Origin of the sequence: Streptomyces sp. NPDC056503 (assembly GCF_042794995.1) — a bacterium.
GTDB lineage: Bacteria > Actinomycetota > Actinomycetes > Streptomycetales > Streptomycetaceae > Streptomyces.
Window position 1 is genome coordinate 17282 of record NZ_JBHTST010000080.1, and the last position, 19540, is coordinate 36821.

Here is a 19540-nt window from a genome sequence, read left to right on the forward strand (position 1 = left end):
GGGTCAGGGGCCGACCGAGCGCCAGATCCGGTCGGGGAGGACGCGGACGGCCTCTTCGAGGTCGACGTCGCCGAGGGTGAGCCAGCGGCGGGCCATGCCGATCACCGGACCCAGGACGAGGCTCTCGATGACCGGGGTCGGCAGGTCGGCCAGCTCGCCCGCCGCGCGGTGGCCGTCGAGCCAGTGCTCGATGGGGGTGAGCCGGGCCTCCTGGTTGTCGCGGATCTCGGCGGCGCGCGCCGTGCCCTCCTGGTCCGCGAAGGGGGAGTGCAGGAGGCGGGCGGCGGCCGGCTGCGTGCGGACGAACTCCAGATAGGCGCGGACGACCGCCTCGATGCCGGAGCGGGCGTCCTGATGAGAGGTGAGCGCGGTGGCGAGCTCGCCGAGCAGCCGGCCGAGCCAGCGCATGGCGAGGGCGCCGACCACCCCGTGGAGATTGCCGAAGTGGTGGTAGACGCTGCCGGTGCTGACCCCGCTCACCCGGGTCAGGGCGGCGACGGTGAGACCCGCCTCCCCCTCGCGCGCGTAGAGGTCGAGCGCGGCGTCGAGGACGCGCTCGACGGTGACTTCTCCGCGCTGCTGCTTCGGGCTCATCGAGCGGGGTGCCCCTTTGTCCGTGCGCCATGCCTGGCCTGGTGATTCCGTACCTGGTCAGCATAGGAGGCGCGGGCCCCGCCCGACCCCGTCGAGCGGGGCCGGGCGGTCCCGGGGTCGGGGTGGGCCTATGCCAGGGCCAGGAAGAGCTTCTCCAGCTCCTCCTCCGTCATCGGCGCGGAGTCCGCCCGGTCGTCGGACAGGCACTGCCGCATCCCGCTCGCCACGATCTTGAACCCGGCCCGGTCCAGGGCCCGGGAGACGGCGGCCAGCTGGGTCACGACGTCCTTGCAGTCGCGGCCCGACTCGACCATCGCGATCACCCCGGCCAGCTGCCCCTGGGCCCGGCGCAGACGGTTCAGCACCGGCGCCATCGCCTCTTCGTCGACCTGCACGGCGGTCCTCCTTGTCGTCTCACCCCCTCTGTCATGATACCCCGTGGGGTATTAAAACGACCTGTAACGGTCAGTTGGTGCCCCGCAGCTCCGCGAGCGCGGTGCGGAGGTCGGTGCGGGGGCCGCGGTTGTAGGGGAGCTTGGAGAGGAGGACCCCCATGGCGCAGGTGTTGCTGAGCGCGGCGTAGGTGAGTCCGGCGCCGATGGCGGTGCCGACGAGGTGGACGCCGGGGACGACGATGCCGACGAGGCCGGTGACGAGGACGGCCGAGCCGGCGACGAGCCGGACCTGGCGCTCCATGTCCCACCGCTCGGGGCCGCGCTCGACGGGGGCGCCGGACGCCTCCCAGGCGACGATCCCGCCCTCCAGGACGCGCAGGTCCGGCAGCCCGGCGTCGGCGAGGGCCCGCTCCGCCTCCCGCGCCCGCTGCCCGGAACGGCAGACCAGCACGACCTCCTCGTCCAGGTGGTCCAGGAGCTCGGCGCGGTGCTCGCGCAGGGTGCTCAGCGGCACGTTGTACGAGCCCGCGATGTGCGTCGTGCGGAACTCGCCGGGGGTGCGGACGTCGAGCAGGCGCGGGGCGCGGCCCTCCTGGACGAGGCGGTGCAGGACGGTGGGGGAGAGGGAGGGGGCGGTGCTCATGGCGAGGGGTTCCGTTCGTGAGGGGCCGGAGGGGCGGCTCGCGGGTGCGGGGGTCCAGGGGGCCGGGCCCTCCGCAGCCCTCGGGGTCCGGGCCGCGGGGCCGCCGGGGCGGTGCCGGGCGAAGTGCGGGGCGGAGTCTCCCGCCGGTGGGCAGGATACCCCCCTGGGTATGAATGAGTCCGACCGTACGGGGTGGCGTCGCGCGACGTCAAATACCCCTATGGGTATCACGGGTCCGGGGCGGGGAGGCGGGGCGGCGTCGGCGGACACCGGGCGGCGGCCGACGGAAAGGGGGCACCGCCGACTCCTCGGCGATGCCCCCTCCCGTCTCCCCTCCGCCGGATCGCGCTTCCCGCGGACCCCTGGTCAAGGCTCGTGGCTGGAGGCGGCCACCGCGAAGGTCTGGGAGATCAGCACCTGCTCGGCCCGCGCCTGGAGCCGGTCCGCGAGTTCGCGCAGCCGCCCGCCCTCGGCGGCGGGGATCGACAGGGCCACCGCGGCCGTCTCCGCTCCCACGGTGATCGGCACCGCCGCGCAGGCCGTCCCGATCGCGTACTCCTGGTGCTCCAGGACGGGCAGCCGCCGCGGGGTGGCCGCGAGCCGCCGCTCGAAGTCGCGTCTCGTCGCGACCGTGTGCGGGGTCAGGGCCGCCACCCGGTGGCGGCTGAGGTGCTCGTTCCGCTGTTCCCGCTCCAGCTGGAGCAGCAGGCTCTGGCCGGCGGCGTGGGCGTGGGCCGTGGCCCGGAAGTCGGCCCACTCCTCGACGGGCGGCCGCGCCGGATTGCCCGACACGGCGCCGAGCTCCACCTCGCCGTCCCGGTACTGGACGAAGTAGACGGCCGCGTCCAGGTCCAGGCTGAGGGTGTCCACCCACGCCTGGATCCCGAGTGCCGGCTCGTGGGCGGCGGTGCCCGGGGCCCGGCGCAGCGGCGCGACGAGCCGGTAGGCGCCGTGGTCGTTGCGGACCAGGCCCTCGTGGACCAGGGTCCGCAGCAGGTGGTACGCGGTCGGCAGTGGCAGCACCGCGTCGCGGGCCAGCTGCTTGGCGCTGCCGATGCCCCCGCGTCGCTCCAGTTCGTCCAGCAGCCTTACGGCCCGGCGTACCGACTGGATCAGGGTCGGTGCCGTGCCGTTCTCCCCCTCGCGATATGGCATGCGTGTCCTTTCGCAACGCGTGGAGCACTGTGCTCCGGGTCCATGATCGGACAGTGAACCCCGAATCACATACCGTCAGGTAACCCGGGGTGTCGGAACCGCCACCGCCGCCCCCGCGTGGTGCACTGCGGAAACGATCACCTTCGAAGGGATGTTCGTGCACACCCAGAACCCCGGCGCCTCCCGCCGGAACGCCCTCGTCCTCGGCGCCGCCACGGCGCTCACCACCCTCGGTCTCACCGGCACCGGCCACGCCTTAACCGGGCCGTCCGGCCGCGACCAGGACCGGATCGCCGCCCGCCTGCGCGCGCTGGAGGAGCGGTACGACGCCCGCCTCGGCGTCCACGCGTACGACGTGCGCACCGGCCGCACGATCGCCCACCGGGACCGTGAACTCTTCCCGATGTGCTCGGTCTTCAAGACCCTCGCCGCCGCGGCCGTCCTGCGCGACCTCGACCACGACGGCACCTTCCTGGCCCGGCGCCTCCACTACACCGCCGCCTACGTCGCACGCTCCGGCTGGTCCCCGGTGACCGAGCTCTCCGAGAACGTCGCGCGGGGCATGACGGTCTCCGAACTCTGCGACGCGGCCATCCGCTTCAGCGACAACACCGCCGCGAACCTGCTCCTGCGCGAGCTCGGCGGCCCCACCGCGATCACCCGCTTCGCCCGCTCGACCGGGGACCCGGTCACCCGGCTCGACCGCTGGGAGCCCCAGCTGAACTCCGCCGAGCCCGGGCGGGTCACCGACACCACCACCCCGCGCGCCATCGCCCGCACCTACGGCCGGCTCGTCCTCGGCCGTGTCCTGGAGCCCGCCGACCGCGCCCTCCTCACCGACTGGCTGCTCCGCAACACCACCAGCCCCACCCGGTTCCGCAAGGGCCTCCCGGCCGAGTGGGCGGTCGCCGACAAGACCGGCGGCGGCTCCTACGGCAGCAACAACGACGTCGGCGTCACCTGGCCGCCGGACGGCGGCCCGATCCTCCTCGCCGTCCTCACCACCCGCTTCGACCAGGCGGCGGCGGGCGTGGACGAACTGGTGGCCGCCGCCGCGACGATCGTCGCCGAGGAACTCCGCTAGCGGCCTCAGGCCCCGGTGGCCATGTCGTACGTGATCCACATCGTGCGCGTGGCCACCTGGTCGTACTTGGAGCGGGCGCGGTGGTTGTCGTCGGCCGTGATCCAGCGGACGACGCTCCACCCGCGCTTCGCGCCGATCCCGCGCAGTGTGGACAGCAGCAGATCGGCCGCGCCGCCGCCCCGGCTCGCCGGGTCCACGAACAGGTCGTCGAGCCAGCCGCCCACCGACGCGGACAACGGCCGGGCGAAGGCCCGGAAGTGGGCGAGCCCGACGAGCCGCCCGTCGGGCCCCTCCGCCACCAGCCCCTCCACCTCGTGGCCGGGGTCGTGGATCCACGACCAGACGAGCTCCGCCGCCTCCTCGGTCTGCTCGACCCGGTAGAACTCGGCGTACCCCCGGTAGAGGGCGCGCCACTGCTCGAAGTCGTCCTCCCGGACGGGACGGACCCGGACGGCGGTGTCGTCGGCGACGGACATGAACGTTCACTCTCCTCCGTGCACCGCGCCCTGCGGTGCACGGACCAGTGGATCACGCCGCCGGATCACCGCTTCAGCGAGGACGGGTCCGGATCGAGCAGCGGCAGGTTCTCCCGGAGGGCCTTCTCCCACGAACCGTCGGCCACCATGGCGGCGATCGCCGCCTGCACCTCGTCGCGGAGCGGGCTGCCCTCGGGAAGGCCGATGCCGTACCGCTCCTCGGAGAGGGACAGGCCGACGAGCCGGAAGCTTCCCTGGTACGACGCCCAGGCCGCGTACCCGGCGAGGAGGGCGTCGTCGGTGGTGACGGCGTCGAACAGCCGCGCCGTCATGCCGGAGACGCACTCCTCGTACGAGCCGAGCTCGTGGACCAGCGCCTGCGGGGCGGCGGCGCGCAGGTGGGCCGTCGATGCGGAGCCGGTGGCCGAGCAGACCCGCTTGCCCGCGAGGTCGGCGGGGGCCTTCACCGAGGTGTCGCCGCTCCGCACCAGCAGGTCCTGGTGGGCCACCAGATAGGGCCCGGCGAAGTCGACGAGTTCCTCCCGCCGGTCGGTCATCGCGTACGTCGCCACCACCATGTCCACGGTGCCGTCGGCGAGCATCGTCTCCCGCTCGCTAGCGGAGACCTCCTTCCAGACGACGTCGGCGGGGTCGTGCTTCAGGGCGCGCGCCACGTAGTTCGCCACGGCCACCTCGAAGCCCGCGTACCCGCCGTCCGGGCCGCGCCGGCTGAGGCCCGGCTGGTCGGCCTTGAGGCCGATGGTGATCTTCGTGCCGCCGCTCGCGGAGGACGTCGCGGGCCCGGAGGAGGGCGAGGAGGGGGGCGAGGAGGGGGCGGACGTCGCGGCACCGGACGGCGACGGGTTCCGGACGCCGGCGGTCTTCTTCGCCGGGTCGTCCTTGGACCACAGCACCCAGGAGGCCCCGCCGACGGAGAGCGCGAGGGCGATCCCGGCCGCGAGGAGGACCCTCGGCCGCCGGCCGCCGGCCGCCGGGCGCCGGGGCGCCGGCCCGGGACGGGCGGAACGGGCACGCCGGGCGCGGCCGCGGCGGGCACGCCCGGCGCGGGAGGCGGGCCGGGCGGTGCGGGCGGTGCCGTCCGGTACGCGGGGGACCGAAGGGGACGGGCCGGTTCCGCGCCTGCGGCGGGGACCGCGTCGCGGGGGGCGGCGGCGTGCGGAGCCGCGTCGCGGGGGGTGGCGGCGTGCGGAGCCGCGTCGCGCGGGGTGGCGTCCCGCGGGGTGGTGTCCGCGACCTCCGCCAGGAGCCGGTCCAGGGCCGCGGAGTCCGGCCGGGCCGACGGGTCCCGTACCAGGACGGCCATCAGGGCCGGGCCGAGCGGGCCCGCGCGGAGCGGGGGCGGGACGTCCTCGCCGAGGACGGCCGCGAGGGTGGCCAGGGTGTGGGCCCGCCGGAACGGGTTGCGGCCCTCGACCGCCACGTACAGCGTCATCGCGAGCGACCAGAGGTCGGCGGCGGTGCCGCCGTCCTCGCCGCGCACCCGCTCCGGGGCCATGTAGTCGGGGGTGCCGAGCACCGAACCGGTCGGTGTCAGCGCCGTCGCCCCGTGCAGCGACGCGATGCCGAAGTCCGTCAGGACGGGGGTGCCGTCGGGGCGCAGCAGGACGTTCGGCGGTTTCACGTCGCGGTGCCCGATCCCCGCCTCGTGGGCGGCCCGCAGCCCGGCGAGCAGTCCGCGCCCGAGCCCGGCGGCCTCGTACGGCGTGAGCGTCCCCCGGTCGAGCCGGTCCTGGAGCGAGCCGCCGGTGACGAGCTCCATCACGATCCACGGGTACGGACCCTCGGCCCCGCCCCCCTCGACGACGTGATGGATCGTCACCACGTTCGGGTGGGCGAGCCGGGCCAGCGCCCGTGCCTCGCGCAGCACGCGGGACGCCAGCGCGGAGGCGGCCCCGGGGTCGTGCTCGGCGAGCCCGGGGTCGGACGGCCGGACCTCCTTGACCGCGACCTCGCGGTCAAGCACCCGGTCCCGGGCCCGCCACACCAGTCCCATCCCGCCGCCGCCGAGCCGATCGACCAGCTCGAAGCGCCCGTCCACCACCCGTGCCACGCCCCAGCCCCCCGTCCCGCCGGTCCCGTCCGTGGGCCCGGTCGCGCCCGTGCCGCACTCTGCCACAACAGGGCGGGCGCGCGCGGCCGTTGATCAGCGGCGCCGGTACTCGCGGGCCGCCTTCGGGTGGTCGGCGCAGCTCCAGACGCCGTGGGGGCAGTAGTCGGTGAGGGATTCGTAGAGCGGGGGGTGGCGGCGGAACCAGTCGCGCATGCCGCGGACGTAGGCCGGGTCGTCGCCGTTGCGGAAGAGGCCCCATTCCGGGTACGAGACGGGCTTGCGGTGGCGGCGGGCGAAGTCGACCTGGGCGCGCAGGCCGTACGGCTCCTCCACCTGGTGGCGGAAGGCCGCGCCGCGCGGCTGGTCGTAGGCGTCCATGCCGATCACGTCGACGTACCGGTCGCCGGGGTAGCAGCGGGTCCACGGCACCGCGTCGCGGCCCCGGCTGGGCGCGAAGTCGAAGCGGAGGCGCTGGCCCCGGACGGAGCGCATGGCGGTGACGGCGCGGCGCCAGTAGGCGCGCCAGGAGGCGGGGGAGGGGCCGCAGCGGTGGGTGTAGGTGATGCCGTTCATCTCCCAGCCCAGGACGAGGATCGTGTCCGGGAGCCGGGCGGCGACCAGGTGCCGGGCCAGGGTGCGGAAGTGGGCGTCGTACCGGCCGCGCGCTCCTTCGGCGAGCTGCCGCGCCACCGTCCGGTCGGGGAGCCGGGCCTCGCTGCGGGGGAGCATCGGCACGTTCAGGACCAGGACCCGGCCGGTGCGGGCGGCCCGCCACTTCGCCCACGGCGCCAGGAAGGCGGAGGGGCCCTCGATGCTCTCCCAGTCGTCGCCCGGGAGGTAGGTCCGGCCGGCGAGGAGCGGGCCCCGGCCCCGCCACTTCTCCGCCCGCGCCAGCCGGGCGGCTCCGGCGGCGCCCGAACCGGTGAAGACGCCGGAGAGGACGGGGCGGGTGGCGGGCCTGGCGTCGGCCGGGGGAGGGAGGGCGGTGGGCTCGCCCGGCAGGAGGAGCAGAGCGGTCAGGAGGACGGCCGGCAGGCCCGTGCGGAGGGGGCGGCGGACGGTGGCGCGGGGGGCGCGCGCGGAGGCGCGGGCGGAGTGGGGCGGGAGTGGGCGGGGCACCCTTCCGATGCTGACGGGAAGAGCCGCCTTCCGCCCGGCGCGCCACCGGACGGCCGTGCGGGTGTCACCTGTTCGACCCGCCGGCCGCCCGTCCGGGCACGAGGCAGCATCCGAGGAACACGAGGCGAGGATCCGCGTTGGCGACCGACCGCTACGGCAACACCCTGCACGCCTGCACCCCCGAGGGCGCGGCACATCTGGACCGGGCCGTCGAGGCCCTGCTCTTCTTCCGGCCCGAGGTGGCGCGGGCCGTCGAGGACGCCCTCGCGGCGAGCCCCGGGTCGCCCGACGCCCAGGCGTTCGCCGCCTATCTGGGGGTGCTCGGCACCGAGCACTCCGGCGCCGCCGGGGCCCGGGCCCGCTTCGAGCGCGGTCTCGCCGGCTGTGACGCGTCCGCGCTGCCCCCGCGCGAGCGGCTCCATCTGGCGGCCGCGGCCGCCTGTCTCGCCGGGGACCTGCACGGGGCGGGGGACCTCCTGGAGGAGCTGAGCCTCGCCTACCCGAGGGACGTGCTCGCGCTCTTCGCCGGGCATCAGCTGGACTTCCTGACCGGCGACGCCGTCCGGCTGCGGGACCGGATCGGGGGCGCCCTGTCGGCGTGGGGGAGGGCCGACGAGCACCGGGGGCCGCTGCTCGGCATGTACGCCTTCGGCCTGGAGGAGTCGGGCCACTACCGGCGCGCGGAGGAGGCCGGTCTCGCCGCGGTCGAGCGGCATCCGAGGGACGTGTGGGCGGTGCACGCGGTGACCCATGTGTACGAGATGCAGGGCCGGGTGGCCGAGGGCGTCGCCTTCCTCGACGGGCGGGCGGAGGACTGGGCGCGCGGCAACTACCTGACCGTGCACACCTGGTGGCACTACGCGCTGTACGCCCTGGAGGCGGGGGCCGAGGAGACCGCGCTGCGGGTCTACGACGCGGCCGTCCACCGCGAGGAGTCGGCGGGGCTCGCCATGGAACTCCTCGACGCCGCCGCGCTGTTGTGGCGGCTGCGGCTCGCGGGCCGGGAGGAGCCGGAGCGCTGGGCGCGGCTCGCCGACGCCTGGGCCGAGCGGGCCGACCCGCCGTACTACGCCTTCAACGACGCGCACGCGGTGATGGCGTACGTGGGGGCGGGCCGGATCGCGCGGGCGGAGGAGCTGGTGGCCGACCGCCGGCGGTGGCTGGCCGACGGCGAGGCCGACGGCGGGCGGCGCGCCCTCGCCAACCACGCCATGACGGCCGAGATCGGACTCCCGGTCTGCGAGGCGCTGGTGGCGCAGGGGCGCGGTGACCACGCCGCCGTGGTGGAGCTGCTCTGGCCGGTGCGGCGCCGGCTCCAGGCCTTCGGCGGCAGCCACGCGCAGCGGGACGCCGTCCAGCGGACGCTCCTCGAATCGGCGCTCGCGGCGGGGGAGCACGACCGGGCGCGGCTGCTGCTGAGCGAGCGGGACGGGCTGCGCCCGGACAGTCCGTACAACTGGCTGGGGAGGGCCCGGCTGGCCGACGCCATCGGTGACGCGGCGCTCGCGGCGGTGGCGCGGGGGCGGGCGGAGCGTGCGGCGAAGGGGGTGAGGCCGGCGGCGCCCGGGCTCGGTCCCGTACCGGAGCCGCCGCTCTGACCTGCGGCTGAGGGGCCCGGCCGAGGGGCCGGGCGTCCGCCTCCCCCCGTTCCCTTCGCGGAGGCGGACGCCCGGAATCGCAACTGACCCGTGCACAGGGGTTGTCAGTGCAATTTCACATTACTATGTTACAGCTCGCGCGGCAGACGGATGTCTCTCCGTCAACTCGCGTTCAGATTCCTCTGATCGACCGCGCGCCCCCCCCGCATCCCCACCCTCAGGAGACCTCGTGTCCCAGCACAGAGTCGTGCGCTCCTCCCTCCTCGCCACCGCGATCGCGGTGACCCTCGTGGCCTCCGCCGGCCAGGCCGCGACCCAGGCCGCAGAGACCCCGGCCCCCCGCGCCGCCGCAGGCTCCGCCGTGCCCGGGGCCTTCGCGCCCGCCGCCGCCGAGTCGAACCCCTTCGACGAGGTGGAACGATTCGCCCAGGCCCGTCCGGCCACCCCCGCCCCGGCTCCCGCCCCCGGCGGCACGGGCGACACCACGGCCCGCGTCCCCGGCCAGGCGAAGAAGGACGCCAAGGCCACCGCCAAGCAGGGCAAGGCCCAGGCCGCACCCGCCACCCTCGCCGCCGGCGTCCCCTGCACCCTCGACGGCGTCACCGGCCTCTCCCCGGCCGCCTTCGCCGACTTCCTCGCCGACCCCGCCGTCACCGCCGACGGCTGTCTGAGCGGCCTCGTCTGGACCTGGGACGCCCGCCTCGCCCCGGTCATGTCCGACGCCCACGTGCAGGCCGTCGCCCACCGGATATCCGGCCTGGCCGCCGCCCACGACGGCCGCAACTCCTCCCACCTGGAGGAGATGTTCACCTATCTCCACGCCGTCGCCTACCACGACTTCTCGCGCGGCGAGATCGACATCACCGACGCCCCGACCGTCGACGCCATCCGCCGCGCCATCGCCGCCTTCGCCGCCGCCGCCCGGACCTTCGACGCCACCGCCTCCAACGCCCGCACCCTCCGCGAGGCCCTCTACGCCGGCAGCGCCCCCGGTCTGCGCCAGCACCAGCTCGGCCTCATCACCCAGGTGCTCGCCACCATGGACCCGTCGCGCACCGCGACGAACCTGGACCCGACCTGGGCGGGCGCCGCCCTCGCCGGACTCTCCGTCAACTACCTGGGCATCTACTCCGGCAACCAGGACGCGGCCTTCCACGCCGCCGTCGCCGCCGACCCCGCCTACCGCGCCGCCTTCAAGGCCTTCGCCGGCCACACCCACCTGAAGGGCACCGCCAACGCCTGGGTCGTCCGCGACGCGCTCCTGGAGTACGGCCGCTTCGGCGAGGTCTCCGGCCTGCGGGCCGGCGTCGTCGCCGACCTCGGCGCCATGTTCCGCCCCGTCGAGACCGCCTGGGGCTACGGCAGCCAGCCGTGGGCCAAGGTCGTCTCCTGGCTGAACTTCTACGACGCCTGCGCCCCGTACGGCGTCTGCAAGGCCGACATCGAGGCCCGGATCTTCCCGTACACGTACACCTACGACAACGGCGCCCTCAAGGTCCGCACCGGCCTCGACCGCGCCACCGTCGACCAGCTCTACTACGCGAGCAAGCAGGTCAAGGCGCAGTTCCACCGGGTGGTCGGCAGCGACCGGCCGCTGGCCGGCGACCCCAACACGACGCTGAACATCGTGCTGTACGCCTCGCGCGCCGACTACGAGAACTACCACCCGATCCTCACCGGGTACGACACGGCCAACGGCGGCGTCTACATCGAGAAGGGCGCCACCTTCTACACCTACCAGCGCCGCGTCCCGCAGGACTCCTCCCTCACCCTGGAGGAGCTGTTCCGCCACGAGTACACCCACTACCTCAACGGGCGCTTCGCCGTCCCCGGCTCCTTCGGGCAGGGCCCCTGGTACCAGGGCGACCGGACCACCTTCATGGACGAGGGCACGGCCGAGTTCTTCGACGGTGCCACCCGCGACGACGGCATCGCGGTCCGCAAGTCCCTGGTCCGCGGGATCATCGGCGACACCGCCGGCGGCGGCCCGCGCATGAACCTCCGCCAGATCCTGCACGCCACCTACGCCGGCGACGGCTTCCGCTTCTACAACTACGCGGGCACGTTCTTCGAGTTCCTGTGGACCGAGCGCCCCTCGCTGATCCGCGAGATGTACACCCACCTGCGGAACGACGACGTGGCCGGCTACGACGCCTGGCGCGAGCGGCTCAGCGCGGACCCGGGCCTCCAGCAGGCCTACGACCGCTTCCTGGACGCGCAGATCGCCCAGGTCGACCGGCTCTTCGTGCCGAACACGACGTACACCGCCAACGGCTCCCTGAAGGACTGGGACGTCGCCGCCGTGCGGGCCGCCTTCGCCACCGCCACGTACAACAACCCCGACTGCGTGGAGGCGGGCGAGGCGGGCAAGCGGCGCTTCCTCTGCACCGGCCGGATCACGGCCAACCTGGCGGACGCCGACAACCCCGACAAGGTCTTCAAGGACATGTCGGAGACGGTCGACTACTTCCTCCTCGACCGGGCCGGCGCCGCCTCCAACAACCTGGCCGACATGAACTGCTCCTTCGGCCCGGTGGACATCTGGAGCAGCCGGGTGGCCGGCACGTCCGACTTCCGCTGCGAGGGTCCGCTGCGCAGCTGACGGCCCGTCCGTCCCGTCAGGTGAAACGCCCGGTGCCCGGGCCCGGAAGGGTCTGGGCACCGCTTGAAGAATGTGACATATTACTGCCGTGCCCAACAGACACTCCCCGGACGTCGTGATCATCGGCGCCGGCGTCGTCGGAGCCGCCTGCGCCTACTACGCGGCCCGCTCCGGACTCACCGTCGCCGTGGTCGACCGCGGTCCCGTCGCGGGCGGCACCACCGGTGCCGGGGAAGGCAACCTGCTCGTCTCCGACAAGGAGGCGGGCCCCGAGCTCGACCTCGCGCTGCTGTCCACGAGACTCTGGCGCGAACTCTCCGCGACACTCCCGCCGGAGACCGAGTACGAGCCCAAGGGCGGGCTCGTCGTGGCGCCCGACGAGCCCGCCCTCAAGGCCCTCCGCTCCTTCGCGGAGGGCCAGCGGGCGGCCGGCGTCACCGCCACCGAGATCCCCGCCGACCGGCTCGCCGAACTCGAACCCCACCTCGCCCCGGGCCAGGCCGGCGGCTTCCACTACCCCCAGGACGCCCAGGTCCAGCCCGCCCAGGCGGCCGCCCGGCTGCTCGCCGCCTCCGGCGCCGAGCTCCACCTCGGCGAGGAGGTCACCGCGATCCTCCGCGACGCGTCCGGGGCCGTACGGGGCGTGCGCACCGCGCGGCGCGAACTCGCCGCCCCCGCCGTCGTCAACGCCGCCGGGACCTGGGGCGGCGAGGTCGCCCGGCTCGCCGGCGCCCACCTCCCGGTCCTGCCCCGCCGCGGCTTCGTCCTCGTCACCGAACCGCTCCCGAGGATCGTCCGCCACAAGGTCTACGCGGCCGACTACATCGCCGACGTCGCCAGCGGCTCCGCCGCCCTCCAGTCCTCCGCCGTCGTCGAGGGCACCCCCGGCGGCCCGGTCCTCATCGGCGCGACCCGCGAGCGCGTCGGCTTCGACCGCTCGCTCTCCACCGAGGCCCTGCGCCGGCTCGCCGCCCAGGCCGCCGCGCTCTTCCCGGTCCTCGCCGACGTCCAGGTGCTCCGCGCCTACCACGGCTTCCGCCCCTACCTCCCCGACCACCTCCCGGCGATCGGCCCCGACCCGCGCGTCCCCGGCCTCCACCACGCCTGCGGCCACGAAGGGGCGGGCATCGGCCTCGCCCCCGCCACCGGCGCCCTCGTCGCCGCCGCCCTCACCGGCGCCGAACCCCCGCTCGACCCGGCGCCCTTCCGCCCCGAGCGCGACCACGGCCCCGCAGACGCCTTGACCCAGGAGCAGCAGAGTTGAGCCGCCGCACCCCGCGCGCCCTCGTCGGCGGCGCGCCGCAGGAGACCTTCACCTTCCGCTTCGACGGCCGGGACATCACGGCCGCCGCCGGACAGACGGTCGCCGCCGCCCTCTGGGGCGCCGGCGTCCTCGCCTGGCGCACCACCCGGCACGGCGGCGAACCGCGCGGCGCCTTCTGCGGGATCGGCCAGTGCTTCGACTGCCTCGTCACCGTCGACGGCACCCCCAACCGCCGCGCCTGCCTCGTCCCCGCCCGCCCCGGCGGCCTCGTCACCAGCCAGGAGGGAACCGGCCATGACGACCTCGCCGTCTGACCCCCGCAGCGCGCCCGTGGACCTCGCCGTCGTCGGCGCGGGACCCGCCGGTCTCGCCGCCGCCGTCACCGCCGCCGCGCTCGGCCGCACCGTCGCCCTGCTCGACGCGGGCGCCCGCCCCGGCGGCCAGTACTACCGCCACCCCGACCCGGGCCTCGGCGCCGCCCGCCCCCAGGCCCTGCACCACGGCTGGGCGGCCTTCGCCGGCCGCGAGGCGGAGCTGCGCGCCCACGAACACGCTGGCCGGGTGCGCTTCCTGACGAACCACCAGGTCTGGAGCGTCACCGGTTCCGGCACCGACTGGACCGTCCACTCCCGCGCCGACGACGAGGCCGGGGAGCCCGTCCGGGCCCGCGCGGTGCTGCTCGCCACCGGAGCGTACGAGCGCCAGCTCCCCTTCCCCGGCTGGACCCTCCCCGGCGTCGTCGGCGCGGGGGGAGCGCAGGCCATGCTCAAGAGCGGACTCGTGCTGCCCGGCCGCCGGGTGGTGGTCGCGGGGAGCGGGCCCCTGCTGCTCGCCGTCGCCGCCTCGCTGTCCGCCGCCGGTGCCCGGGTGCCCGCCGTCGTCGAGGCCGCCGGATACGGTCCGTACGCCCGCCACACCGGCACCCTGCTGCGCAACCCGGCCAAGCTCGCCGAAGGAGCCCTCTACGGCGGGGCGTTGCTGCGCCACCGGGTCCGGCCGCTGCTCCGGCACGCCGTGACCGAGGCGCACGGCACCGACCGGGTCGAGGCGGTGACCGTCGCCCGGCTCGACCGCGACTGGCGCCCCGTCCCCGGCACCGGCCGGCGGGTCCCGTGCGACGCGCTCGCCGTCGGCCACGGCCTGGTCCCCGAACTCTCCCTCGCCACCGCCCTCGGCTGCGCCACCCGCACCGCCGCCGACGGGACCGTCGCCCTCGTCCTCACCCCGGGCCTGCGCACCTCGGTGCCCGGCGTCTGGTCGGCGGGCGAGACCGGTGGTGTCGGCGGTGCGCAACTCGCCCTGGTCGAGGGCGAGATCGCGGCCCACTCGGTGGCGGGCCGGACCGTCCCGGCCGGTCTCGCCCGGCGCCGGGAGCGGCTGCGGGCCTTCGCCGACGCCATGGGCGCCGCCCACCGGCCCGGCGCCGGCTGGACCGGCTGGCTCCGTGAGGAGACGGCGGTCTGCCGCTGCGAGGAGGTGTCCGCCGGGCGGGTCCGCGAGGCGGTGGAGGAGCTGGGCGCCACCGACGCCCGCACGGTCAAGCTGCTGACCCGGGCGGGGATGGGCTGGTGTCAGGGCCGCATGTGCGGTCCGGCCGTGGCCGCGCTCGCCGGAGGCGGACCCGCCGCCGACCGCCGCCCGCTGGCCTGCCCCGTACGCCTCGGACAGCTCGCGGAGCTCCCCGCCGACTAGCCCGTCCCCTCCGCCGGGCCGCCCCGGTCCGAAAAAGGCGCCCGGCCCCTTTCCGTGGCGGCCGCACTCTTGTGGCCGCCGCACACCCCCTAGTAAAATGTCACACACTACAAAGGAGAACGTCACGATGACCGACACCCGCACCCGCCCCTGGCACGGCATCATGGTCGCCACCACCCTGCCGCTGCGCGAGGACCTCTCCGTCGACCTCGACGCCTACGCCGAGCACGTCCGCTGGCTCATCGCCAACGGCTGCGACGGCGTCGTGCCCAACGGCTCGCTCGGCGAGTACCAGACCCTCACCGACGCCGAGCGCGCCGCGGTCGTCCACACCGCCGTCGCCGCCGCGGGCGACGGCGCCCGCGTCATGCCCGGCGTCGCCGCCTACGGCTCCGCCGAGTCCCGCCGCTGGGCCGAGCAGGCCGCCGAGGCCGGCGCCGGCTCCGTCCTCCTCCTGCCGCCCAACGCCTACCGCGCCGACGAGGAGGCCGTCCGCGCCCACTACGCCGAGGTCGCCAAGGCGGGCCTGCCGATCGTCGCCTACAACAACCCCATCGACACCAAGGTCGACCTCACCCCCGCCCTCCTCGCCCGGCTCCACGCCGACGGCAGCATCGTCGCCGTCAAGGAGTTCAGCGGCGACGTCCGCCGCGCCTACGAGATCGCCGAACTCGCCCCCGGCCTCGACCTCCTGATCGGCGCCGACGACGTCCTCCTGGAGCTGGCCATCGCCGGCGCCGTCGGATGGATCGCCGGCTACCCCAACGCCCTTCCCGAGTCCGCCGCCACCCTCTACCGGGCGGCCGTCGCCGGCGACCTCACCACCGCGCTCCCGCTCTACAAGGCGCTGCACAGCCTCTACCGCTGGGACTCCAAGACCGAGTTCGTGCAGGCCATCAAGCTCTCCATGGACCTCGCCGGCCGTCCCGGCGGCCCCACCCGCGCCCCGCGACTGCCGCTCACCGGCGCCGTCGAGACCGCCGTCCGCGCCGCCACCGAGAAGGTCCTGGCCGAAGGCCTTCGCTGACCCCAGGGGGAAGACAGCCCATGCGCACCCGACACGTCTACCACGCGGTGGACTCCCACACCGAGGGCATGCCCACCCGGGTCATCACCGGCGGAGTGGGGGTGATCCCCGGCGCCACCATGGCCGAGAAGCGGCTGCACTTCATCGAGCACCGCGACGAGCTGCGCACCCTCCTCATGTACGAGCCGCGCGGCCACGCCGCCATGAGCGGCGCCATCCTCCAGCCCGCCACCCGCCCCGACGCCGACTACGGAGTCCTCTTCGTCGAGGTCTCCGGCCTGCTCCCGATGTGCGGCCACGGCACCATCGGCGTCGCCACCGTCCTCGTCGAGACCGGCATGGTCCCGGTCACGGAACCCGTCACCACCGTCCGTCTCGACACCCCGGCCGGCCTCGTCTCCGTCGACGTCCGCGTCGAGGACGGCGCCGCCCGCTCCGTCACCCTCACCAACGTCCCCGCCTTCAGCGTCGGACTCGACCTCAAGGCCGAGGTCCCCGGCCTCGGCACCGTCACCTACGACCTCGCCTACGGGGGCAACTTCTACGCCTTCGTCGAACTCGACGCCCTCGGTCTCCCCTTCGACCGCGCCCACAAGCAGGAACTGATCACCGCCGGACTGGCGGTCATGGACGCGATCAACGCCGGCGAGGACCGCCCCGTCCACCCGGAGGACCCGGCCGTCGCCGGGGTCAAGCACGTCTACCTCGCGGCCCCCGGCTCGGACGCGACCCGCTCCCGCCACGCCATGGCCATCCACCCCGGCTGGTTCGACCGCTCCCCGTGCGGCACCGGCACCAGCGCCCGCATGGCCCAGCTGCACGCCCGCGGACAGCTCGCCCTGGACACCGACTTCGTCAACGAGTCCTTCATCGGGACCGAGTTCACCGGGCGGCTCGTCGCCGAGACCACCGTCGGCGGCCGGCCCGCCGTCGTCCCCACCGTCACCGGACGGGCCTGGATCACCGGCACCGCCCAGTACTTCCTCGACCCCACCGACCCCTTCCCCGCCGGGTTCCTGCTGTGAGCGCCCTCCCCGCGGACGGGATCCGCGTCACCGACTACCACACCGCCGGCGAACCCTTCCGGATCGTCGCCGACGGTCTGCCGCCCGCCCCCGGCGACACCGTCGCCGAGCGGTGCGCCACCGCCATCGGCTCCGGCGGCTCCGGTACCGCCCCCCGCCCCGGCCCCCTGGACGCGCTGCGCCGCCTCCTCGTCCAGGAGCCGCGCGGCCACGCCGGGATGTACGGCGGCTTCGTCGTCCCGCCCGACGACGACGGCGCCCACCTCGGCGTCCTCTTCTGGCACAAGGACGGCTTCTCCACCGCCTGCGGCCACGGCACCATCGCGCTCGCCGCCTGGGCCGTCGACAGCGGCCTCGTCCCGGCCGGCGACGGCGACCGGGACGTCCCGGTCCGGGTCGACGTGCCCTCCGGGCGGGTCACCGCCACCGTCCACCGGGCCGACGGCCGCACCACCGGCGTCACCTTCCGGAACGTGCCCGCCAGGGTCACCGCCCGCAAGGTGCCCGTCGCCACCGGTCTCGGCATCGTCGAGGTCGACCTCGCCCACGCGGGCGCCTGCTACGCCTCCGTCTCCGCCCGCGAGCTCGGCCTCACCGTGGACAAGGCGTCCCTGCCCGAACTCACCCGGGTGGGACGGGAGATCCGCACCGCGCTCGCCGGCCACCCCGCCACCTGGCACCCCGACGGGCCGCTGCTCTCCGGGGTGTACGGCGTGATCCTCCACGAGGACCTGCCCGACACCCCCGAAGGGCCGCGCCAGCGGAACGTCACCGTCTTCGCCGACGGCCAGATCGACCGCTCCCCGTGCGGCTCGGGCACCTCCGCCCGGCTCGCCCTCCTCGTCGACGAGGGCAGGCTGAAGGAAGACCAGGTCCTCACCCACGAGTCGGTCGCCGGCACGGTCTTCACCGGCCGCGCCGTCCCCGGCGGCGACCCCGCCCGCGGACTCGTCACCGAGGTCACCGGCACCGCCCACCGCACCGGCACGGCGCACTTCACGCTCGACCCGGACGACACGCTCGGCGCGGGGTTCCTGCTGTGAGCGAGACCCCGCTCCCGTACCTCGACGCCGCCGCCGTCACCCGGCTGCTCGCCCCGGCGGCGGCCGTCGAGGCCCTCGCCGGGGTCCTGCGGGAGGGCCTCGACCCCGAGACCTGTCCGCCGCGCTCCGCCGTCCCCGTCCCGGCCGGCGAGCTGCTGCTCATGCCGGCCGCCGCCGGGAGCTGGGCCGGAGTGAAGATCGCCGGGGTGGCGCCGGGCAACGCCGCCCTCGGCCTGCCCCGGATCACCGGGAGCTACCTCCTCCTCGACGGGGCCACCCTCCGGCCCCGCGCGCTGCTCGACGGCGCCGCGCTCACCGCGCTGCGCACCCCGGCCGTCTCGGCCCTGGCGGTCCGTCACCTCACCTCGGGGGAACGGCCCGCGAGGGTGCTCCTGTTCGGGGCCGGACCCCAGGCGTACGGGCACGTGGACGCGCTCCTCGCGGTGCGCGGGCTCGCCTCCCTCACCGTCGTCGGCCGTGACCCGGGGCGGGCCGCCGCCCTCGCCGCGTACGCCCGGGGGATCGGCGTCCCCGAGAGCCGTACCGGCACCGCCGAGGAGGTGGCGGAGGCGGATCTCGTGGTCTGCTGCACCACCGCGCGCGAACCCCTCTTCGACGGACGGCGGGTGGCGCCCGGGACGGTGGTCGTCGCGGTCGGCTCGCACGAGCCGGACGCCCGCGAGACCGACACCGCGCTCGTGCGCCGCTCCGAGGTCTGGGTCGAGGCGCGGTCGGCGGCCCTCCGCGAGGCCGGTGACCTGCTGATCCCCGAGGCGGAGGGGGCGATCGGGCCGGGACACCTCACCGGCACGCTCGCCGACCTCGTCCGGGGCCCGGCCCTGCCGGCGCCGGGACCCGCCCCCCGCCTCTTCAAGAGTGTGGGGATGGCCTGGCAGGATCTCGCCGTGGCCGTCGCGGTCCACCGGGCGGCCAGCGGCTGAGCAACGTGACATTGTACGCTGGGCGCCTGCGGATTCTCGGAGGAACGGCGTGGGTGACCTGAAGCAGCACAGTCTCATCAAGGCCCAGGAGCGGCTTCGCGACCAGGTGGGCCACGCGCTGCGCGCGGCGCTCACGGCCGGGGAGCTGAAGCCGGGCACCGTCTACTCGGCCCCCGGCCTCGCGGCCGAACTCGGGGTGTCCGCCACCCCGGTCCGCGAGGCCATGCTCGACCTGGCCCGCGAGGGCCTCGTCGAGCCGGTCCGCAACAAGGGCTTCCGGATCACCGAGGTCAGCGAGCGCGAGCTCGACCAGTGCACCGAGCTGCGGATGCTCATCGAGGTGCCCACGGTCGGCCGGGTCACCGAGACCGCGACGACCGAGCAGCTGGAGGCGCTGCGCCCGCTGGCGGAGGAGATCGTCGTCAACGCCCGCGAGCACAACCTCATCGGCTACCTGGAGGCGGACCGGCAGTTCCACCTCACCCTGCTCGGCCTGGGCGGCAACGACCGGCTGGTGGAGACCGTGAGCGACCTGCGCAAGCGGTCCCGGCTCTACGGCCTGACGGGGCTCGACGAGGCGGGCAAGCTGGTCAGCTCCGCCGAGGAGCACGTCGAGCTGCTCGACCTCATGATCGCCGGGGACCGGGCGGGCGCCGAGGCGTGCATGATGCGCCACCTCGGCCACGTGCGCTCGCTCTGGGCCGAGGCCCGGGACGAGCCGGTCGAGCCGGCGACCGGCGCCCTCCGCTCCGTGCGCAAGGGCTGAACGACCGCGACGGAACGGCGCGCCGCACTCCACCGGGAGTGCGGC

Annotated in this window: 19 protein-coding genes; 11 read left to right on the forward strand and 8 right to left on the reverse strand. The window is 75.4% G+C overall.

Annotated features, from left to right (window positions below):
• Positions 1 to 3: 3 nt before the first annotated feature.
• The 4 genes from ACFQ8C_RS23000 to ACFQ8C_RS23015 form a co-directional block, all read right to left on the reverse strand.
• Positions 4 to 594 (reverse strand): TetR/AcrR family transcriptional regulator, encoded by a 591-nt coding sequence (locus tag ACFQ8C_RS23000; RefSeq protein ID WP_383460607.1) that lies wholly within the window; start codon positions 592 to 594, stop codon positions 4 to 6.
• Between the two features lie 128 nt (positions 595 to 722).
• Positions 723 to 968, reverse strand: coding sequence for a metal-sensitive transcriptional regulator (locus ACFQ8C_RS23005; protein WP_383460652.1), 246 nt, complete (start codon positions 966 to 968; stop codon positions 723 to 725).
• Between the two features lie 91 nt (positions 969 to 1059).
• Entirely contained in the window at positions 1060 to 1632 is a 573-nt protein-coding gene (locus ACFQ8C_RS23010; RefSeq protein ID WP_383460610.1) for a rhodanese-like domain-containing protein, read from the reverse strand.
• A 366-nt stretch (positions 1633 to 1998) separates the two neighbouring features.
• Positions 1999 to 2787, reverse strand: coding sequence for an IclR family transcriptional regulator (locus ACFQ8C_RS23015; RefSeq protein ID WP_383460612.1), 789 nt, complete (start codon positions 2785 to 2787; stop codon positions 1999 to 2001).
• Positions 2788 to 2944: 157 nt separating this feature from the next.
• On the opposite strand from ACFQ8C_RS23015, the gene bla reads away from it, so the two are divergent.
• Positions 2945 to 3871 (forward strand): class A beta-lactamase, encoded by a 927-nt coding sequence (gene bla / locus ACFQ8C_RS23020; protein ID WP_383460653.1) that lies wholly within the window; start codon positions 2945 to 2947, stop codon positions 3869 to 3871.
• Positions 3872 to 3876: 5 nt separating this feature from the next.
• Here the strand turns inward: bla and ACFQ8C_RS23025 are convergent, their stop codons facing one another.
• From ACFQ8C_RS23025 to ACFQ8C_RS23040, 4 genes are all read right to left on the reverse strand, one after another.
• Positions 3877 to 4347 (reverse strand): GNAT family N-acetyltransferase, encoded by a 471-nt coding sequence (locus tag ACFQ8C_RS23025; RefSeq protein WP_383460615.1) that lies wholly within the window; start codon positions 4345 to 4347, stop codon positions 3877 to 3879.
• A 65-nt stretch (positions 4348 to 4412) separates the two neighbouring features.
• A complete protein-coding gene (locus tag ACFQ8C_RS23030) occupies positions 4413 to 5114 on the reverse strand; it encodes a glutamate ABC transporter substrate-binding protein (protein ID WP_383460656.1) in 702 nt (233 codons plus the stop codon).
• Complete coding sequence (locus ACFQ8C_RS23035; protein ID WP_383460618.1) at positions 5006 to 6418, reverse strand: protein kinase; 1413 nt, start codon at positions 6416 to 6418, stop codon at positions 5006 to 5008. The genes ACFQ8C_RS23030 and ACFQ8C_RS23035 overlap by 109 nt, the downstream gene beginning before the upstream one ends.
• Before the next feature lie 93 nt (positions 6419 to 6511).
• Positions 6512 to 7537, reverse strand: a complete 1026-nt coding sequence (locus tag ACFQ8C_RS23040) for a glycoside hydrolase family 26 protein (RefSeq protein WP_383460621.1) — start codon at positions 7535 to 7537, stop codon at positions 6512 to 6514.
• A 137-nt stretch (positions 7538 to 7674) separates the two neighbouring features.
• On the opposite strand from ACFQ8C_RS23040, the gene ACFQ8C_RS23045 reads away from it, so the two are divergent.
• From ACFQ8C_RS23045 to ACFQ8C_RS23090, 10 genes are all read left to right on the forward strand, one after another.
• On the forward strand, positions 7675 to 9135 hold the full coding sequence (locus ACFQ8C_RS23045) for a tetratricopeptide repeat protein (protein ID WP_383460622.1): 1461 nt from the start codon (positions 7675 to 7677) through the stop codon (positions 9133 to 9135).
• 229 nt (positions 9136 to 9364) lie between these two features.
• On the forward strand, positions 9365 to 11737 hold the full coding sequence (locus tag ACFQ8C_RS23050) for a collagenase (RefSeq protein WP_383460625.1): 2373 nt from the start codon (positions 9365 to 9367) through the stop codon (positions 11735 to 11737).
• Between the two features lie 88 nt (positions 11738 to 11825).
• Positions 11826 to 13001, forward strand: coding sequence for an NAD(P)/FAD-dependent oxidoreductase (locus tag ACFQ8C_RS23055; protein ID WP_383460627.1), 1176 nt, complete (start codon positions 11826 to 11828; stop codon positions 12999 to 13001).
• A complete protein-coding gene (locus ACFQ8C_RS23060; RefSeq protein ID WP_383460629.1) occupies positions 12998 to 13315 on the forward strand; it encodes a (2Fe-2S)-binding protein in 318 nt (105 codons plus the stop codon). Before ACFQ8C_RS23055 ends, ACFQ8C_RS23060 begins: the two co-directional genes overlap by 4 nt.
• Positions 13296 to 14693 (forward strand): NAD(P)/FAD-dependent oxidoreductase, encoded by a 1398-nt coding sequence (locus ACFQ8C_RS23065; RefSeq protein ID WP_383460631.1) that lies wholly within the window; start codon positions 13296 to 13298, stop codon positions 14691 to 14693. The genes ACFQ8C_RS23060 and ACFQ8C_RS23065 overlap by 20 nt, the downstream gene beginning before the upstream one ends.
• A gap of 127 nt (positions 14694 to 14820) precedes the next feature.
• The gene (locus tag ACFQ8C_RS23070; protein ID WP_383460634.1) at positions 14821 to 15720 is read left to right on the forward strand and encodes a dihydrodipicolinate synthase family protein; all 900 of its coding nucleotides are present in this window, start codon (positions 14821 to 14823) and stop codon (positions 15718 to 15720) included.
• A gap of 20 nt (positions 15721 to 15740) precedes the next feature.
• Complete coding sequence (locus tag ACFQ8C_RS23075) at positions 15741 to 16745, forward strand: proline racemase family protein (RefSeq protein WP_383460637.1); 1005 nt, start codon at positions 15741 to 15743, stop codon at positions 16743 to 16745.
• Positions 16742 to 17788 (forward strand): proline racemase family protein, encoded by a 1047-nt coding sequence (locus tag ACFQ8C_RS23080; RefSeq protein ID WP_383460639.1) that lies wholly within the window; start codon positions 16742 to 16744, stop codon positions 17786 to 17788. Before ACFQ8C_RS23075 ends, ACFQ8C_RS23080 begins: the two co-directional genes overlap by 4 nt.
• Entirely contained in the window at positions 17785 to 18729 is a 945-nt protein-coding gene (locus ACFQ8C_RS23085) for an ornithine cyclodeaminase family protein (protein WP_383460642.1), read from the forward strand. Before ACFQ8C_RS23080 ends, ACFQ8C_RS23085 begins: the two co-directional genes overlap by 4 nt.
• 49 nt (positions 18730 to 18778) lie before the next feature.
• Complete coding sequence (locus ACFQ8C_RS23090; protein ID WP_383460645.1) at positions 18779 to 19495, forward strand: GntR family transcriptional regulator; 717 nt, start codon at positions 18779 to 18781, stop codon at positions 19493 to 19495.
• Positions 19496 to 19540 lie beyond the last annotated feature (45 nt).